Origin of the sequence: Vibrio sp. Y10_XG_PY6, from assembly GCF_024181795.1 — a bacterium.
Taxonomy (GTDB): Bacteria; Pseudomonadota; Gammaproteobacteria; order Enterobacterales; family Vibrionaceae; genus Vibrio; species Vibrio diabolicus.
The window spans coordinates 587,099-605,785 of the sequence record NZ_JAMZAQ010000002.1 but is presented as its reverse complement, the minus strand read 5'-3'; the positions used below and the strand labels follow the sequence as shown (position 1 = coordinate 605,785).

The window sequence follows — 18,687 nt, the reverse complement described above, 5'->3', positions numbered from 1 at the left end:
CTCACCAGCAGAATTAAAAAAGGGTTGGCTAATGCCAACCCTTTTTGCTTTGGCTCGAATCTAATTGAATAGATTCTTTATCAAACCATCGACTGCTTCTTTGGTTTTTTCGTCTTTGATCTTGTCCGTTAGCTTCTCTACACCACGGTCAATTTCTTTCTGAGCTTTCTGTTTCAAAACATCATCAAATACGAGCTTGAATTTAGGATCCGCCCACTTACCAGACACATTGATCGGAATAGTAATGTCTTTCAACTCATCTATATCTTTGCCGCCTTGGCCTTCTAGGCTACCTACGACTGATGTGCTGATAGTAAAGTTAACAGTTTCATTGATGTAGTTTGCGGTGCCTTTACCACGAACACGGAGCAATGGAGACTGAGCTTGCATATTATCCGTTGATACGACACCTTTATTGAGCTTCAATGTCGCCGTCATCGCACTAAAATCTGTTTTCTTAACTTCATTGTTGCCTTCGACTTTTTGCCCTTTAAATTTCGCGTAGTTTTCACGAATCAATTGAGCAACGTTGATGCCACTTACCGCACCGTCAGCAAAATTGATAACAACCGTACCAGAAAGATTCTTCTTGATACCGGTAGGCGTGAGACTCTTACCGGTAACATTCACATCAATGTTACCCGTCCCTTCAAGCTTGTCGTTATCAGCGACATCAATAAGTAGCGGTTGAACTTTCACGCCTTTGATTGACTTTTTCACACTGTAAGTCGCTGGTGATTGGCGTGCATCTAACTTCGCTGTCGCTGAGATTGTGCCTTGGTACAGCTTCGAACTAAATGAAGTAAGCTCAAATACGCCACGATATACAGTGAAGCTCGCTTTTACCGCTTCCATCTTCGCATTTGCCGCTTTGAATTTGTCGATGGTAATCTCACCCTTTACATCTAACGTTTTCAACGCAGACAAATCAGGCTCAACCTCAGACCTAGCTGGAGCACTCTCGCCACCAGAAGCAGGCTTATTACCTTCGGCAGCTTGCTTATCTAACCCTAAGAACTCATCAAGATCGATATTTGGGCTGTGGAGAGCAAATCGTACTTTAGGAATATCGCCAAGTGTCACATCTGCCTTACCATCTAAGGCGATAGCATTCGCTGTTAACTTCTCTAGGACAAAACTCAGTTGGTTTTTCGTTAGGTCGAAAGACAGATCAGACACCATGTCGACTTTCATCGGTGACTGAGGTAATGCATCACCCTCAAAAGTCGATTTAAGAGTTAACTTATCCAACTGCACTTTGCTGATAGCCTTGTCTACACTAAGTTGACCAGCACCCTGCATATCTAACTTCATACCACCAGCGTCGCCCTTCATGGCATAAGTCAGGTTATTTACTTTATCGAATTCAAACGTATCTAAACCGATCGTTGCCGATTCAATCTTATTGGCAGGATCAGAGTATGTCGCATCAAAGTTGATGTTCTTTAGCGCGTAGTTTGCCAAACCTTTTTCTAGCTTAAAGTCGGCCTGACCTTTCGCTGTGAACTTTTGGTCATTCATTTCGCCCTTCACGCCAAAATCAGCCGTTGTCCAGTTGTCAAAAGCGAATTCGGAAAGGTTTAATGAGATATCATAAAGTTTGGTGTAACTACCGGCTTGCTTATCCTGCATTTCTAATGAGCCATTAGAAACCGTAACACCAGCAAGATTAATGCTCCAATCAGAGCCAGAAGGCTGCGTTTCACCATTTTGCGTAGGCGCAGTATCGCTCGCTTGCTCTGCTTGTTGTGTTTGGGCTTTCGTCAATGCATCAATATTCTTGCTGCCATCTTTCTTGGTTTCGATATAGAACTCAGCCCCATCAAGCGTGACGTTTCCAATTTCAAGCTGTTGACTAAAAAGTGGCATGACAGAGATATCTACACCAACGGTATCAACTTTGAATAAATTGGTTTTACTAAAGCCTTGTGGGTTTCGCAATTCTGTATGTCCCAACTCAAAGCCGATCGATGGGAAAAATTGCCAACTGATATCTCCTTCAATCACTAGTTCTAAACCGGTTTGCTTTTGCGCTTGCTCAACAATAAGGGGCTTAAACTGGTTAGGATTGACGAAGATGGTTAACGCTAAAATTGCGACCAAAATGACCACAATCGGTATTGCTAGAATTAAGAGCAGTTTCTTCATTTGTTTTTCCTTGCTCGAGTGTTTTTACAATTATAAGCGCAGACTCCATTTACCGCTGACAGTTCCACAAAAGCGTGAAAAATGTCTGGTTTTAACCTGCAACTGACTAATTTAAAAACAAAAAAAGAAGTGGCACTTAAGGTGCCACTTCTTCTCTTAAAAATAAAGCGATATAGCCGTCTAAAGGCTTAAGCTTTCAAAAGTCTTGCAATGTGAGCTTTTAATACATCGATTGCGATACGGTTTTTACCACCGCGAGGAACAATAATGTCCGCATATTGCTTAGAAGGTTCGATAAACTGCATGAACATCGGACGTACTGTTTGTTGATACTGCTTGAGAACAGATTCCATAGTTCGGCCTCGTTCTTCCACGTCACGCTTAACACGACGAAGCAAGCAAATATCTAACGGTGTATCCATAAATACTGTCGCGTGCATCAAATCACGAAGACGAGGGTCAGTAAGAAGAAGGATACCTTCTAGAATGATCACCTTTTTAGGCGTCATTGTGGTCGTGTTACTTGTTCTTGTGTGTTCAGTGTAGCTGTACTCAGGTACTTCTACTGCTTCACCACGTACCAATTTTTCAAGGTGCTCACACAGTAGGTCGTGGTCCAACGCACTCGGGTGATCGTAGTTCGTCTTTACTCGCTCTTCCATGCTTAGGTGGCTTTGGTCGTTGTAGTAGCAATCTTCCGTGATGACACCGATTTGATGATCGCCTACTTTCGCGCGAAGCTCATTATAAATAGTGCTCGCGATCAGACTTTTTCCAGAAGCAGAAGCGCCAGCAATACCTACGATGACGCATTGATTATTATCAGACATTAGTTTGCACCCGATGATGATTTCTAGTCACATAAAAAGATAAACTGCCTGATTATAGGGAGTTCACCCCATAGTTACTAGCTGGAATTAGGGTTTAGTCATAAGTTTCTGCCTGCTCAGAGGATTAACCTCCGAGCAAACGTTAAAATGTGCAATTATCAACCAATAGGCATAGTAAACTTAGTTCACCATTGTAAAGCTAATCGCATCTGGTTTTGCTTTGCCTTGCCAAAACATCGTGCTACATACGCGATCGGCAAGCTGCTTGTAATACCCTGCATGCTCACTTTCTGGGCGCCTTGCTACTGTTGGCACGCCAGCGTCAATATCTTCTCGCATAGAGATATGAAGCGGAATTTGTCCTAGCAGTGCTAAGCCAAACTCTTGCGACATTTTTTCTGCACCACCCATGCCAAAAATATGCTCTTTCGCGCCACATTGACTACAAATGTGATAACTCATGTTTTCCACAACACCTATAACCGGGACATGGACTTTGTTAAACATTGCCGCTCCCTTTCTTGCATCGGCAAGCGCCAAGTCTTGCGGTGTAGTGACTAACACACTACCTGTCACCGGAATCTGTTGTGACAACGTCAACTGTATATCACCCGTGCCTGGCGGCATATCAATCACCAAATAATCTAAATCTGGCCAGTCTGTCTCCGTTAATAACTGCGACAACGCTTTTGAAGCCATTGGCCCGCGCCATATTGCCGCTTCTGATTTGTCCACTAAATAGCCGATAGAATGAGTATAGATGCCGTGAGCGAAAATGGGCTCCATCCACTTGCCATCACGAACTTCTGGTTTTGCATCTTCTTGCCCCAACATCATAGGTACAGACGGGCCATAGATATCCGCATCCAACAATCCCACTTTCGCCCCAGATTGAGCAATCGCCAACGCTAAGTTAACAGCAGTCGTTGATTTACCGACCCCACCTTTCGCAGAACTAACGGCAATGATGTTCTTAACACCTTTAACCGGATTGGCCACTTGAGTTTCTAATGCTTTAACTCCAAGGCGAATATTGAATGGGAATTCAGCCACTTTACCTGCGATTTGTTGCTGTTTAATCCAGTCATGCAATATAATTTGAAGCTCATTACTTGCGAATGGCAACGTTATCTCAACAGAACCTTGTGCCGTAATCGAAATTGCGCCATGAATATCTGCCCAATTTTCCACCAACTGTGGATGCTGGAATTGGTTAAACCAGTGACAAAAATCTTGTTTTGAAGTGAACTGATGCATAAGTCCTCCTTTTAGATGTCATGCTAACACCGTCCTGCCTCAACCAGAACCCCAAAAAAACTAAGGCATTCCGCAGTTTGACACCTTGGAGTTAGTGAGTTCATGGGGTAGTATTATCCATCAAAATTTATTTATACCTATCAAGAAAAGCGAATATTAAGTATGGCAAACGATCCAAGAAACTTTCCGTCAAGGAAAATGCTGGTAACTTGTGCCCTTCCGTACGCTAACGGTTCGATCCACCTTGGTCATATGCTTGAGCATATCCAAGCGGACATTTGGGTTCGTTACCAACGCCTACGCGGCAACACTGTAAACTTCATCTGTGCTGACGATGCTCACGGCACGCCAATCATGCTTAAAGCGCAACAGATGGGTATTACTCCTGAAGAAATGATTGCCGCAGTTAGCGAAGAGCACCAGAAAGACTTTGCTGGCTTTGATATCAGCTTTGATAACTACCACAGCACACACTCAGATGAGAACCGTGAGCTAGCGTCACACATTTATCTTGAGCTGAAGAAAAACGGTTTCATTTCTAGCCGCACAATTTCTCAGTTGTTCGACCCAGAAAAAGAGATGTTCCTACCGGACCGTTTCGTAAAAGGTACGTGTCCAAAATGTAAGTCAGAAGACCAGTACGGTGACAACTGTGACAACTGTGGTGAGACTTACAGCCCAACAGAACTGATCAATCCTAAATCTGCGGTTTCTGGTGCGACGCCAGTAATGAAAGATTCTGAGCACTTCTTCTTCGACCTGCCTCAGTTTGAAAGCATGCTAAAAGAGTGGACTCGCTCTGGCTCGCTACAAGCTGAAACCGCGAACAAGATGCAAGAGTGGTTTGAATCAGGTCTACAACAATGGGATATCTCACGTGACGCGCCATACTTCGGCTTCGAGATCCCAGGTGAGAAGAACAAATTCTTCTACGTATGGCTAGACGCACCTATCGGCTACATGGGCTCTTTCAAAAACCTATGTGACAAGCGCGACGACCTAGATTTCGACGAGTACTGGAAGAAAGACAGCTCAGCAGAACTGTACCACTTCATCGGTAAAGACATCGTTTACTTCCACAGCCTATTTTGGCCAGCAATGCTACAAGGTTCTGGCTTCCGCAAGCCTAACAACGTATTCGTACACGGTTACGTAACCGTAAACGGCGCGAAAATGTCGAAGTCTAAAGGTACTTTCGTAAAAGCAAGCACTTACCTAGAGCACCTAGACCCTGAGTGTCTACGTTACTACTACGCGGCGAAGCTAAACAGCCGTATCGACGATCTAGATCTTAACCTTGAAGACTTCACTCAGCGCGTAAACGCTGATGTTGTTAACAAGATCGTTAACCTGGCATCTCGTAACGCAGGTTTCATCGCAAAACGTTTTGAAGGCAAACTGTCTGACAACTTTGCAGAACCTGAACTTTACAACGAATTTGTTGCTGCTGCTGACCGTATCGCTGAGCTTTACGAAACACGTGAGTTTGGTCGTGCAATCCGTGAAATCACGGCATTGGCAGACAAAGCTAACCAATACGTTGATGAAAAAGCACCGTGGGTTGTAGCAAAAGAAGAAGGCAAAGATCAGGAACTACAAGACATCTGTTCTGTTGGTATAAACCTGTTCCGTGTACTGATGACTTACCTGAAACCAGTAATGCCTGCGCTAGCTGCACGTACTGAAGCATTCCTAAACCAAGAGCTGACTTGGGAAAACATCGCTGCGCCACTAACAGGCCACGAGATCACTAAGTTCAAAGCACTGTTCAACCGTATCGATCCGAAGAATGTTGAAGCGATGATCGAAGCATCTAAAGAAGATGCGGCGGCAGAAATGGCGGCGAAAGAGAAAGCAGAAGCGGAAAAGAACAAGGCTAGCCAAACTGAGCTAGACAAAGAGCCAATCGCTGAAGAGATTGAGTTCGACGCTTTTGCAGCAGTAGATATGCGTATCGCTCGTATCATCTCTTGTGAAGAAGTGCCAAAAGCAAACAAACTGCTTAAGTTCCAACTGGACATCGGTGGTGAAACTCGTCAAGTGTTCTCTGGCATCAAGTCAGCGTACAAACCTGAAGAGCTAGAAGGCAAACTAACGGTAATGGTAGCAAACCTAAAACCTCGTAAGATGAAGTTTGGTATGTCAGAAGGCATGATCCTAGCCGCTGGCCCTGGTGGTAGCGACCTGTGGATCCTTGAGCCACACGAAGGCGCTCAACCAGGGATGCGTGTAATGTAATGCTCTTCGCATAATAGAAAGGCTTAACTATTTCAGTTAAGCCTTTTTTACAACAAGATAAAATTACTTAATGCAACCTATACTCTTCCGGTCCCCAAGTAATGGTCGCGCCACACACAAGGAAAAGTACAAAACTGATGCTTACAACATACGCAAGTATTCTATCAAACGTTGTTGCGTATTTTAGTATTAGTTGGTCATCCACTAGTGATAATTTGACTGGCTTTCCTCGTATCAATACTGATGCGTACATGGGAAATCTAAAACCCCACCCATTTCTGTCCCAACCAATAGGGTCATGACCATCCCGCAACATCTTTTTCTCAATCCGCTTTACCGATACACGAATGAAAAGCAAAGTACTAACTAACCAAGTACATCCGATAATCATATTTGCAATATCAAAATAAGACACGTTGCTCCCTTTATCAGGATTTGGCTTTTCAACTAGACTTGTATTCACCGTTCTACAGAGCCCTGCGCTTAACTGGTTTTCACTCTGTACTCTTCAGGCCCCAACCCCATTACTGCTCCCAAAGCAAGTGCCATCACGAAGCTTATTGTGACAATATACGCAAGCACTCGGTCAAAGACTGTCGCGTACTTTAGAATAAGTTTGTCTTCTACCAGCGATACTTTCGCAGGTTTACCTCGCATCAACACTGAGGCGTACATGGGAAATCTAAAACCCCACCCATTTCTGTCCCAGCCAATTGGATCATGACCATCCTGCAATATTTTTGTCTCAATCCGCTTTGCTGATACACGAATAAAAACCAATGTGCTCAGTAACCATGTCCAACCAACAATCATCACTATAAGATCGAAACAAAACACAATTACTCCTTTAAAACCAATTTACTTTAGAGCTAGTTTCATAGGTTTTTTCTGCTAAACCTTGCCCAAACCAATCACCCATTTTTGCAGCCGCATAACCAGCCCCTAAACCAACACCTATTAATACGACTACTCCAAATGGGCCAGCAGCTAAAGCGATTCCCATTCCAGATGCAATCACTTTGGATGTGGTCCAAACGCCAGCAGCGTTGCTCGCACCAAACCCAGCAACTTCCATTGCCGCTCTTTTTTTCCAATTTTCTCCGTTATTCTTGGCATTTCGAACATTGTTAAAGCGAACACCAGCATCAATCATGATGATCTTTTTACCTACAATACTAGAGCTTTGTTCAAGAACTTGAATTGAGCGGATGTTAGCTATAGATGTTAAATGTAACTAAGTTATATCCCTACCGCTTCGCGCGATATTGACAGCCCTATTCGGGTTGCTCCAAATGTTACCGCGGCTACTTTTAATTCACCCTGCATAATGGGCAAGCTCTTTTGTAAATTTTGCATTCAAAGAACTATGAGCTTCTTTAACTCTATATCCAAGCTTCACAAGCTCCTTTTTCTGCGCACCACTTCGTGACGCTGTCCGTACATCTAGTAAGGCGTTTTGATATTTGAGCAAAGCTTTCCCGAAATTACTCAATCTGACTTACTTTTCATTAACCGCCGTAGCGGCAGCACCTACTGCAGTATACTCATCGATTTCCCCCCCCCCCCATAGTATGATTAGTAGCATCTAAAAAAGGCTTAATCTCTTTTTCATAGAGGAGGGCTACCGCTTGTAAGTTTTCATCGCCAAACTCACTTGTTAGATTGGCTACATTTCTTTTGGTTTCTTGTGACCAACTTTTTACAGTATCAAGAGCACAAGCTATATCAGGTCTCTCGCTACGCAACTTAGCTATGTTGATCACAGAGCCTTCGTTCAGTATGAAAGGAGTACCTGCGGGAATAAAACTACCAAATATATGTGGGTTGTCCTTACGAAACTGAAGGTACCTATCCTCATCATTTGTTTCGATAGGGAGCGTTATCTTTGAGTGAGTACTGAAGCATAGGTCGAATTTATTAGACAAATTAATTACCTCGAACAATCAACAAAATAGACAACTTATATCATATGAAGTGTCCGAGTATTTTAATTTCTAAACATTGTGACTTGAATCAGACTACAAAAAGTAAGCAATATGTAACTCACAAAGAATAACGCGTACACCAAGCATCGACACCGAATAATCAACCATATTCACAAATTTGGTGAATCCATGCACCAATAACGACCGTCCCAAAAGAACATTTAATATAACCAATTGTTTTAATTTAATTTTTGTTTGGCATCAAAACTGCAAACCTTCCTTGTTAGGTCCAAACACTAACAAGGAGTGGGTTATGTTTGTTTTGATTTCCACACTATTGTCCATCGCTATTTTAGCCGGAATATATCACTTATCTTCTAAACGAGAGCAGCAACATGCGCGCAAATATCAGCTGTTAACATTGTTGCGAGATGTTGTTCATCTGCTGAGACGCCATCGAGCTGCGACGCACTACTCACTTCAATTTCAACAAAATAACGAACAAGAATTAGAAGTCCTTCATAACGATCTCACCAACAAACTGCATCATTTGGTCGAAACCTCACGCTTTGAAAATAAACCCATGTATCGCGTGCTGCAGATCAAAGTAGGAAAACTGCTTGAACAATGGAACGATCACAGTGTTGCAAGGAACCAGATGGAGCATGGTAAGTTAATTCGTCATTGCTTGTTCTTGATGGATGAAGTCACGATTGCTTGGTTAGCGGTAGAACAACGAGATGATCTACATAATGAGTACCACATGAACTGGCAAAACATCATGGATAGCTTAGAAACCCTGACTCAATTGAGAATTAGCATTCAAGACTTGGGAGAGCAAGGGGGGAATGAGCGTTTCAAAAATTACGCATCGGTTATGACACGTAAGCTAAATCAATTAGCAGTTATCGCTCCGCTTAGTATCGTTTCTCCTGCTTCCACACGCTCAATACAGATATTAAATAACTATGTGACAGGAAGTCATGTCGATTTAACAGAAGCTGAGCTTTATGGAGTCACATCAGACTTATCGTTGACCATCTTCAATACTTACGACCACGTACTTTCAGACATCGTTGAAGCATTGTATCTACCGTTGCCCAAACTCTCTGTAGCAAGATAAGCTCTATACAGTACCGTGCCAATTGTCACAACAGGAACGTAACTGGTATCTATTGGTAAAAACAAAAAAACCGCAGACCTTAGGTTCTGCGGTTTTTCATTCATCTAACTTCTTAGCGCTTAGCTGTCATCTTCTGTGAAGTTCGTTGGTAATTGCTTTTTCATCTCATTCCAGATTAGCGCGCTTTCCATACCATAGTGACGAATCACAACTGGCAGTTGTTCACGCTGACCACTTTCACAAGTTTCTAGCAACTGATGGTAAAACTTCAGCGCTAGCTCACGAGAAGCTGGGTTTGAGAAGTAATAGCTACCAACGCGATCATAGAGCTTCTTCAAGCCATTAAAAATCAAACCGTAAATCTGATTCCCTGAATGGAATGCTAGGCGTTGGAACAACATGTAGTCGTAAAAGTTGAACGTTTTAGCAATCAAGATTTCTTGACGCTTCGCTTCATCTTTCTCGTTGTCTTCTTTCACGTTCTGTAAGACTTTCTCAGCATAAGGTGAAGAAGCGATGAAATCGTCCCAAGAAGCAGCATTCATTAAAGCTTCACAAGATTCAATTACATTCTTGATGGTGCGCTCAGAGTTCTCTTTATTTGCTTTAAATGCATAACGCATAAAGATAGGGCTGATGTTGGTACGTGCTGCAAGCAAATCTTCTACAATGTTTGTTGCGTTATCTACGTCCAACGTCATCAACGTATCCAAAATATGCAGACCAGAGGTCTCCATAAATTGGTTTACCTTCGTTGGTTTACCGTGTTGGATTGTTAACCAACCATCACGGGCTAGTCGTTGAAGAACCTCTCGTAAAGTCGTTCGAGTAACACCAATTAGCTCAGACAGCTCGCGTTCAGCAGGTAAAATAGAGCCTGGAGGAAAACGGCCGTTCCAAATGCTCTCGATAATATATTTTTCTGCGAATCCCGCAGGGCTTTTCGCCTTTATGACCATTCTACTTTTTATCCAATATTGATTTCTGAGGGTCGATACTACTCATCATACCACTACTTAACGGTTTGAGAAAATTTACGATCAATAATTGAAACGATTCCACAATATAGAGTTAATACTCTATATGTTATGTCAATCTAGGACGGTCTGACGTGCGAGTGAAAGCGGTAAAATCTGAATTTTCGTTTAATTAAACAGCTCACAAATTGCGGAGAAATAAAGACTACTGCGTCACAATTTTATATTCAAAATATGAAAAATTACTTTGTATATCACAGTTACTATTCTTTCTTAATTTGCCTTTTCTCGTCACTGACCGTCATTTAAAATCCAAGAGGATTTTTTTGAGCCTTTCATGATATAGTAACGCCGTTTTGATCGCGTTATTACATTTAAAAAGTCATTTTAGTCGGTAGCATCACGTTTTGTTATTGACTAATAAATGCCTGAGTGTAGAGTTTGCGGTCGAAAGTGAGCGGTGCTTGAGTTCAGGGGAAGTAACTTGGCAAGACTGCAATAAACAAGGATTGTTGTTTTACTAAGTTATTGTTTTAAAAGACTAGTTAATAAGTCTAACAAACAGATACTTAAGCACTATTGTAGTGTCTATTCATAATTTTGTTATAAAGAGAATTATCATGCCGATATCGCTCGGAAACGCTTTTATCAAGAACTTTCTTGGTAAAGCGCCTGATTGGTACAAAGTTGCCATTATAGCCTTCTTAATAATTAACCCGATTGTATTCTTCCTAATAAACCCATTTGTTGCTGGGTGGTTGCTGGTTGCTGAATTTATTTTCACGCTTGCAATGGCATTAAAATGCTACCCATTACAACCTGGTGGTTTACTTGCTATTGAAGCCATCGCTATCGGCATGACTAGCCCTGCGCAAGTTAAGCACGAGTTGGTGGCAAATATTGAAGTATTACTGCTTCTGGTATTTATGGTTGCGGGCATCTACTTCATGAAGCATTTATTGCTGTTCATTTTTACCAAAATTTTACTTGGTATTCGCTCCAAAACCCTTCTATCACTAGCGTTTTGCTTTGCCGCTGCATTTTTATCTGCGTTTTTGGATGCTTTGACGGTTATCGCCGTTGTTATCAGTGTGGCGATCGGTTTCTACTCTATCTACCACAAAGTGGCGTCAGGTAACCCGATTGGTGACCATGACCACACACAAGATGACACGATCACTGAGCTAACGCGTGATGACTTAGAAAATTACCGCGCCTTTTTACGCTCATTGTTGATGCACGCTGGTGTAGGTACTGCGTTAGGTGGCGTAACCACTATGGTGGGTGAACCTCAGAACTTAATTATTGCAGACCAAGCGGGTTGGTTATTTGGTGAATTCCTAATCCGTATGTCTCCAGTGACGCTACCCGTATTTTTCTGCGGTCTCATCACTTGTGCTCTAGTCGAAAAGCTTAAAGTGTTTGGCTACGGTGCAAAACTTCCTAACAACGTTCGTCAAATCCTCGTTGACTTTGACAATGAAGAGCGCAAAACGCGTACCAATCAAGACGTTGCAAAGCTATGGGTTCAAGGGCTTATTGCTGTTTGGTTGATCGTGGCATTAGCCTTGCATTTGGCAGCGGTAGGCTTAATTGGTCTTTCAGTGATCATCTTAGCGACGGCTTTCACTGGCGTCATTGAAGAGCATTCCATGGGTAAAGCGTTTGAAGAGGCTCTGCCTTTCACTGCACTACTTGCGGTATTTTTCTCGATCGTTGCGGTAATCATCGACCAAGAGTTGTTTAAACCAGTTATCGACGCGGTGCTTGCCGTTGAAGATAAAGGCACTCAGTTAGCTTTGTTCTATGTCGCGAATGGCTTACTATCAATGGTGTCGGATAACGTATTCGTCGGTACGGTTTACATCAATGAAGTAAAAACAGCACTCATTGAGGGTCTCATTACTCGCGAGCAGTTCGACTTACTGGCAGTTGCTATCAACACTGGTACTAACCTACCATCTGTTGCTACGCCAAACGGTCAAGCAGCATTCCTATTCCTACTCACCTCGGCTCTCGCTCCATTAATTCGTCTGTCTTACGGTCGAATGGTTATCATGGCGCTGCCTTACACCATCGTTCTTGCGATTGTCGGGCTAATGGGCATTATGTTCTTCCTAGAGCCTGCAACGGCTTCTTTCTACGATGCAGGCTGGATTTTACCTCATAGTGGTGATCTGACTCCCGTAGTCTCTGGCGGTCACTAAAATTTGAGTTGATTAGGAAACTTATCCACGTTAAAAAGCTCTGAGTATTCAGAGCTTTTTCTATTTCAGACAGGAACAAAAACGTGACTATTTTAAATTCACTTAACCAGTTTTCGAAGGGACGCTTATCGTGGCTGCTGCTTCTGCTATTCGTCGTTTTCTTTGAAGCATGTGCCCTCTATTTTCAGCACGTCATGATGCTTGCACCATGTGTCATGTGTATCTACGAACGAGTCGCGATGATGGGAGTGGGTGTCGCTGCAATCGTTGGTCTTATGGCACCAAATAACCCAGTTTTCCGTTGGCTAGGTTTGATTGGCTGGGGATTAAGCTCTTACAAAGGACTGTTGCTTGCTCAGCAGCACGTTGATTATCAGTTTAACCCATCACCATTCGCGACTTGTGATTTATTCGTAACATTCCCTAGTTGGGCTCCGCTTAATCAGTGGGTTCCTTGGATGTTCGAAGCATACGGCGATTGCTCGAAGATTGTTTGGCAATTCCTCGATTTATCAATGCCACAATGGTTAGTAGTTATTTTCGCTGGCAATTTAATTGCTTTAGCATTAATTGTGATCGCACAATTCTTCCCAGCAAGACGCACTAATCCGATTCGTTAATCCTTCAGAGAAATGATAACGAAAAAAGCCGACCAGATGGTCGGCTTTTTACTGAGTAAACATCGCGGCTATTTAACTTAACCACGTTAACTCAACCACGTGATTGACCACAACACTGCTTGAACTTTTTGCCGCTCTCACAAGGACAAGGATCATTGCGCCCAATACCTTTGAATGGGTTTAGGCTTTGAGCCTTATTGCCTACCATCAACTCATCCGCACCTAACGCCACTTCACCGACCATCAAATCAAGCTGGTCGATCAAGTCTGCAAGAGCTGGAGGCGTTTCAATACCGGCGTCGCGCATCTGTTGCTGCGTTGCCGACTCATCGATAGCCAGCATCAAAGTGGTCAGTAATGCTTGTAGCATACGCTGCAATCCATCATTGAGCTCAACGTCTTGCCATTGTTCTTCAATCATTGGCCAAACAGACATAAAGCCTTCGGCAAAATCAGCAAGTTGTTCAGGTTCTTTGCCTGTTAGCTCTAGCACGGAATATTCGTTTCGTTGAATTCGGTTGTGCTGCTTGTGAATTTGCTCTTCTACTGCCGGTTGAATCGCTTTGAATCCTTCACCTAATAGCGGCTCTAACCACTTTTCAGGAGCGAGTGGTTTTGTCGTCAGATTAGCAGCGAGCACTGCGCCTTCGATAAATAGGCAAGATTCATCGATGTGAATTTCGCCTTTCTCAATCAATGTGTATTGCATGACATCTGGTTTCCCATAAATTTGGCGGCATTATACCTCAGAGCATAAAAGCACGTAACCGGGAGTTGCGAGTTTGACTGTATTGAGTGCTTTGAGTCTTTTAATGACAAACTTAGCTGACATCGCTACAATCGCCCTCCTTTTTATCACCAAACTGTATTAGGCAAACTATGCGAGTTGTACTAGGCCCAATGGAAGGCGTTTTAGACCATTTGATGCGCCAAATCCTGACCGAGATAAACGACTATGACCTATGTGTTACGGAATTTGTTCGAGTCATCGACCAGTTATTGCCCGATCATGTATTTCACCGTTTATGCCCGGAGCTGTTGCAAGGTTCTCAAACCGCATCAGGTGTGCCAGTACATGTGCAATTGTTAGGACAAGAACCAAACTGGATGGCTGAGAACGCAATTAAAGCGGCAAGCCTTGGCGCTAGAGGCATCGATATAAATTTTGGTTGCCCAGCCAAAATGGTCAATAAAAGTAAGGGTGGTGCTGCTCTACTTCAGCATCCTGAGCTAATTCACCGTGTGGTTAAAGCTTGTCGAGAAGCCGTTCCAGAGGCTATTCCTGTAACCGCAAAAATTCGTCTTGGCTGGGAAAACCCTGAAGATTGCTTTGAAATTGTTGATGCCATTCAATCTGCTGGTGCAAATGAACTCACCGTTCACGCTCGGACTAAGCAGGGTGGTTACAAAGCGTCTGAGATAAAATGGGATTACATCAACCAAATTCGCGAACGTTTTGATATTCCGCTTATTGCGAATGGCGAAATCTGGAATTACCAAGACGGTCAACGTTGCATTGAAACGACTGGCGTTGACTCTTTGATGGTGTGCCGCGGCGCTTTCAATATCCCTAACTTGGGCAACATGGTAAAACACAACCACCAGCCAATGTCATGGCCCGAGGTGGTTGAGCTACTGATCTACTACTCCAAGTTTGAGATGAAAGGCGACAAAGGCTTGTACTATCCAAACCGCGTAAAACAATGGTTCTCTTACTTACGTCAGGCCTATCCTGAAGCAAAAGATCTATTCAGAGAAATCCGAACGTTTAACAAAGCCGCGCCGATTGTTGAGCATATTCAACGTTATCGTGATGAGTTAAATTCTCAGGTTGCATAAAACCTGAGCATTGCAAAGGGCGAACTGCTCGCCCTTTAAGCGCTTAAATCTTCGTAGCAAATCTTATTTTTACCTGTACTCTTGGCTTGATATAACTTTTCATCCGCCGCTTTAAATAACTGATCAAAGCTTTCCACTCGGTTCTTTTTACTGAACACCACACCGCCAGAGATCGTAAAACCTTCTTTAGTCACGCGTGTCGAGCGTTCGTCTATGGCTTTTTTTACCCGCTCTAAAATTAGCTTAATGCCTTCCGAGTCTTCGTCGTAAATCGCCAACACGAACTCTTCGCCACCAAATCTTGAGGCGACATCGGTGTGGCGAATATTTTCACGTATACATTTTGCAACTAGCTGAATCGCAGAGTCGCCGACATCATGACCATAGGTATCATTGATCTTCTTGAAGTTATCAATATCGAACACTGCTAATGCAACCTGTTTTTTCGTCATCTTATTGCGCCACACGGTTTGCATTCCTCGACGGTTCAACAAGCTCGTCATCGGATCTCTGGCGGCGAGATCTTTAAAATAACGTCGCTCACTATGCATATTCACATAGAACAATACGACTGTGCTCAAAACGTAAATAGAGATCGCAACAATAAGGCTGTATTTTTCAAACACCGCTAGGTTCTTAGCTTCATCCCAAAGGTTGTACTCGTAATACATACTGTGATTCGCACTCAATCGATCTAACTCGACTGGTTTGATACGTGTACTGTTTGGAGGAATGGATTGTAAATTGGAAACCAAATGAAACTTACCAACAAGACCTAGTGACGAAGCCATCAACGCATTGACATCAAAATCAATGGACAGCACACCTTGATGCCTCCCTTTTTCGTAAACAGGCACCGTCATACTAATGATTTGGCCTTCCATCGAATCCAACATCGGCCCAGGTCCGGCCAAGGTGATGTTCACTTTATCTTGTGCGGTTTTTTGCCAAAATGGGCGCGCTTTTAGCGTTGACCAAAGCTCTCTAGTGAAGTTTTTCGCGTACGTGTCAGGAGACGAAATGACGTAACCACGTTTATCGATGTAATGAATACCAACGATATGGGATTCAATATCGTGCAGAAAAGACAATGACGGTGCAAAACCCGCCTTTTGTTCAGCTAATTGGTTAATCGTTGAACCTTGCTGACATAAGCTTTCATCGCCCACAATCATGTAATCAAGATCAACCGCAGGTAACCCCTCACTGTAGACACTCTCCAGCAACAAGACGTCTATCGGCCAAATATAACAAAGCCCCTTTTTGACTAAAGAATTGTGCTCTTCAGACAATGGGTTAGCGTAATTCGTATAGTTAGTAAAACTATAATCTAAGGCGGTGAGGACTTTAATACCACGGGACATGGCACGATCAATACGTGCATACTCAGAATCAATATAGCGATTGACCGCATCGTAGTAGTTTTTTGTCGTAACAAGCAAAACCACGACAAATAATGCGAGGGGAAAAAAGATGACAAATGAGAGACTAAATCGCCTTTGGTTAACCATTGAGTACCATGTATGTGAAAGGTAGATCGTCTCTTATCAAACAATGGGATTACGCTGTCTTATCAACTGGCAATGCGTAGTGCGCATTGCCAGATAATCAGATAACCAACAAATGTGTACGCATTGTAGGAGACTGTTTATATATTAAAGAAGTTTAATCAATATAGAATGTAGTGTCACTTCAGTTGCCACAATTTGAAGCTCTGTGCAGGTATATTGACAGAAAGATGACCCTTATAATCAATAAGTTCGCGTACATCCAGAAGTGACGAAAGATGGGTAGCCTCCAAACCAAGTTGCCACAGAGGCAAGTCAATTGAACACTCATCGCCACTTAGATTCATCACAACAACGATCGCTTCACTTCCAAGTACGCGCGCATAAGCCAGCACGTTGGTATCACAATGCAGCCATTGAATACTACCAGACTGTAAAGACTTGTACTGTTTACGTATCGAAATCCATTGCTTGTAAATCGACAGCCATGCTGAGTTTTCAATTTCATTCCAAGGGAAACAGCGACGATTATCCGGGTCCAGCCCTCCCTCTAGTCCGACTTCACTCCCATAGTAAATACAAGGTGTACCGACGTATGTCATGAGCAGAGCAAGTGCGATGTTCATTTTACGCTTATCACCATCAACCAGTGTGATAAAACGAGCAGTATCATGACTATCGAGTTGATTTAGCTGCGATAGCTGATTCGAAAATGGAATTTTTGCTCTGGCTTCGTCCAACCATGCTTTAAACTCCAAACCATCAATGTTGATTGGTTCATACATAATATCTTGCTGCGCGATAAAAGCTCGAACTGGATGAGCAAAACCGTAGTAGTTCATCGCCCCATCCTCTTGATCACCTTGCAGCCACTGTGTTGCTTCAAAAAAGTGCTCACCTAGCACATAGGCATTCGGATTGACTGACTTCGTCGCATGGCGAAACGCTTCAACATAATGAGCATTGTTTTTCGCTCCCTCTCCTTCGCCAAGCATATGAATAACATCAAATCGCCAACCATCGACTGAGTATGGTGGCTTAAGCCAGTGCTTAATGACAGATGCTTCGCTTTGATAGATATAGTCACGCACTTGTTCATTTTCGAAGTTCAGAACCGGTAAGTTACCAATGCCCTTCCAACCAATATAGTGATTGGTTTCGCCTTCAAAAAAGTAGTAATCGCGGAACTTTGACTGTGGATTGCTATACGCCCCTTCTCCTTTTTGTTGGATATCAAACCAAGGATGATGCACTGACGTGTGGTTAAACACCGCGTCTAAGACAATCTTCATATTCTTACCGCGAATCTTCTCACACAGTTCCGCAAACTGAGCATTGGTGCCAAACATAGGATCAACAGTGAAGTAATCCGTAGTGTCGTATTTGTGGTTACTTGGTGAAGAAAAGATCGGATTGAAGTAAAGCGCTGTTACGCCGAGCTGCTCAAGGTAATCCAACCTCTGCTCTACACCTTTGAGATCGCCGCCAAAAAACTCTCTTGCTCCTGTATTTTTGTGAGACCCCACCGCTTCTCCCCACGATTTAATGATCGCTTCTGAATCATGCTGAGCATAAGCTTTACGAATGTCAGATTCACTTTTACTAGCAGAAAAACGGTCAGGAAAGATTTGATAGAACACTTGCTCTTGGACCCAGCTTGGTGGTTGATGGTTTACATTCAACTTAAAGTGGAACTCTTTGGGTGGAATACGCTTTTGTACGCCTCGTGCATCGAGCCAGTATTGTTGTCCGTCTTTGAGGAGCTTAAACACATAATGTGTGACATCTCGATCTCGATTTGGTCGGAACGATGCTTCCCATAGTAACAATTCCCCAGTTGTTCCAATTTGAGCCATGTCGACCAGATATTCTTCATTGTCCGGCTCAAGACGCACATATACGGAATCAAAATCCAATGTCTCGGTTTTCAGTCTGACTGTGACTTGCTCGTGATTAAAAGCTAAACCATCAATGGTTTGACTATGAAAAATAAATGGCAGGTTCATTATGGGCAC

General features: G+C 43.0%; 15 protein-coding genes. 5 read left to right on the top strand and 10 right to left on the bottom strand.

Going from position 1 to position 18,687, the window contains the following annotated elements; genetic code table 11:
- Nucleotides 1–60 precede the first annotated feature (60 nt).
- The 3 genes from NL644_RS11120 to apbC form a co-directional block, all read right to left on the bottom strand.
- A complete protein-coding gene (locus tag NL644_RS11120; RefSeq protein WP_253658396.1) occupies nucleotides 61–2,148 on the bottom strand; it encodes an AsmA family protein in 2,088 nt (695 codons plus the stop codon).
- Between the two features lie 188 nt (nucleotides 2,149–2,336).
- Complete coding sequence (gene udk, locus NL644_RS11115; protein ID WP_005396962.1) at nucleotides 2,337–2,978, bottom strand: uridine kinase; 642 nt, start codon at nucleotides 2,976–2,978, stop codon at nucleotides 2,337–2,339.
- Nucleotides 2,979–3,158: 180 nt separating this feature from the next.
- Nucleotides 3,159–4,235, bottom strand: a complete 1,077-nt coding sequence (apbC, locus tag NL644_RS11110; protein WP_253658395.1) for an iron-sulfur cluster carrier protein ApbC — start codon at nucleotides 4,233–4,235, stop codon at nucleotides 3,159–3,161.
- Nucleotides 4,236–4,397: 162 nt separating this feature from the next.
- Here apbC and metG point away from each other — a divergent pair, with 162 nt between their 5' ends.
- A complete protein-coding gene (gene metG / locus NL644_RS11105; RefSeq protein WP_114323284.1) occupies nucleotides 4,398–6,473 on the top strand; it encodes a methionine--tRNA ligase in 2,076 nt (691 codons plus the stop codon).
- A 483-nt stretch (nucleotides 6,474–6,956) separates the two neighbouring features.
- Here the strand turns inward: metG and NL644_RS11100 are convergent, their stop codons facing one another.
- The 3 genes from NL644_RS11100 to NL644_RS11090 form a co-directional block, all read right to left on the bottom strand.
- A complete protein-coding gene (locus tag NL644_RS11100) occupies nucleotides 6,957–7,310 on the bottom strand; it encodes a hypothetical protein (protein WP_074191586.1) in 354 nt (117 codons plus the stop codon).
- Nucleotides 7,311–7,320: 10 nt separating this feature from the next.
- Nucleotides 7,321–7,626: a hypothetical protein gene (locus NL644_RS11095; protein ID WP_226977475.1), complete on the bottom strand. Its 306-nt coding sequence runs from the start codon at nucleotides 7,624–7,626 to the stop codon at nucleotides 7,321–7,323.
- Nucleotides 7,627–8,017: 391 nt separating this feature from the next.
- Nucleotides 8,018–8,398: a hypothetical protein gene (locus NL644_RS11090; protein ID WP_253658394.1), complete on the bottom strand. Its 381-nt coding sequence runs from the start codon at nucleotides 8,396–8,398 to the stop codon at nucleotides 8,018–8,020.
- Between the two features lie 313 nt (nucleotides 8,399–8,711).
- On the opposite strand from NL644_RS11090, the gene NL644_RS11085 reads away from it, so the two are divergent.
- Nucleotides 8,712–9,521: a hypothetical protein gene (locus NL644_RS11085; RefSeq protein WP_114323287.1), complete on the top strand. Its 810-nt coding sequence runs from the start codon at nucleotides 8,712–8,714 to the stop codon at nucleotides 9,519–9,521.
- A 119-nt stretch (nucleotides 9,522–9,640) separates the two neighbouring features.
- Here NL644_RS11085 and fadR read toward each other — a convergent pair whose 3' ends face one another.
- Nucleotides 9,641–10,480: a fatty acid metabolism transcriptional regulator FadR gene (gene fadR / locus NL644_RS11080; RefSeq protein WP_005396954.1), complete on the bottom strand. Its 840-nt coding sequence runs from the start codon at nucleotides 10,478–10,480 to the stop codon at nucleotides 9,641–9,643.
- 638 nt (nucleotides 10,481–11,118) lie between these two features.
- Between fadR and nhaB the strand changes: the two genes are divergently transcribed.
- Together nhaB and dsbB are read left to right on the top strand one after the other, a co-directional pair.
- On the top strand, nucleotides 11,119–12,705 hold the full coding sequence (gene nhaB, locus NL644_RS11075) for a Na(+)/H(+) antiporter NhaB (RefSeq protein WP_005396952.1): 1,587 nt from the start codon (nucleotides 11,119–11,121) through the stop codon (nucleotides 12,703–12,705).
- Nucleotides 12,706–12,788: 83 nt separating this feature from the next.
- Nucleotides 12,789–13,325, top strand: a complete 537-nt coding sequence (gene dsbB / locus NL644_RS11070) for a disulfide bond formation protein DsbB (RefSeq protein ID WP_005396949.1) — start codon at nucleotides 12,789–12,791, stop codon at nucleotides 13,323–13,325.
- A gap of 91 nt (nucleotides 13,326–13,416) precedes the next feature.
- Here the strand turns inward: dsbB and NL644_RS11065 are convergent, their stop codons facing one another.
- Complete coding sequence (locus tag NL644_RS11065) at nucleotides 13,417–14,034, bottom strand: YecA family protein (RefSeq protein WP_048625767.1); 618 nt, start codon at nucleotides 14,032–14,034, stop codon at nucleotides 13,417–13,419.
- A gap of 170 nt (nucleotides 14,035–14,204) precedes the next feature.
- On the opposite strand from NL644_RS11065, the gene dusC reads away from it, so the two are divergent.
- On the top strand, nucleotides 14,205–15,164 hold the full coding sequence (gene dusC / locus NL644_RS11060; RefSeq protein WP_104974980.1) for a tRNA dihydrouridine(16) synthase DusC: 960 nt from the start codon (nucleotides 14,205–14,207) through the stop codon (nucleotides 15,162–15,164).
- Between the two features lie 35 nt (nucleotides 15,165–15,199).
- Here dusC and NL644_RS11055 read toward each other — a convergent pair whose 3' ends face one another.
- Together NL644_RS11055 and malZ are read right to left on the bottom strand one after the other, a co-directional pair.
- Nucleotides 15,200–16,675, bottom strand: coding sequence for a sensor domain-containing diguanylate cyclase (locus NL644_RS11055; protein ID WP_046874411.1), 1,476 nt, complete (start codon nucleotides 16,673–16,675; stop codon nucleotides 15,200–15,202).
- Nucleotides 16,676–16,851: 176 nt separating this feature from the next.
- Nucleotides 16,852–18,678, bottom strand: coding sequence for a maltodextrin glucosidase (gene malZ, locus NL644_RS11050; RefSeq protein ID WP_114323288.1), 1,827 nt, complete (start codon nucleotides 18,676–18,678; stop codon nucleotides 16,852–16,854).
- Between the last annotated feature and the right edge of the window lie 9 nt (nucleotides 18,679–18,687).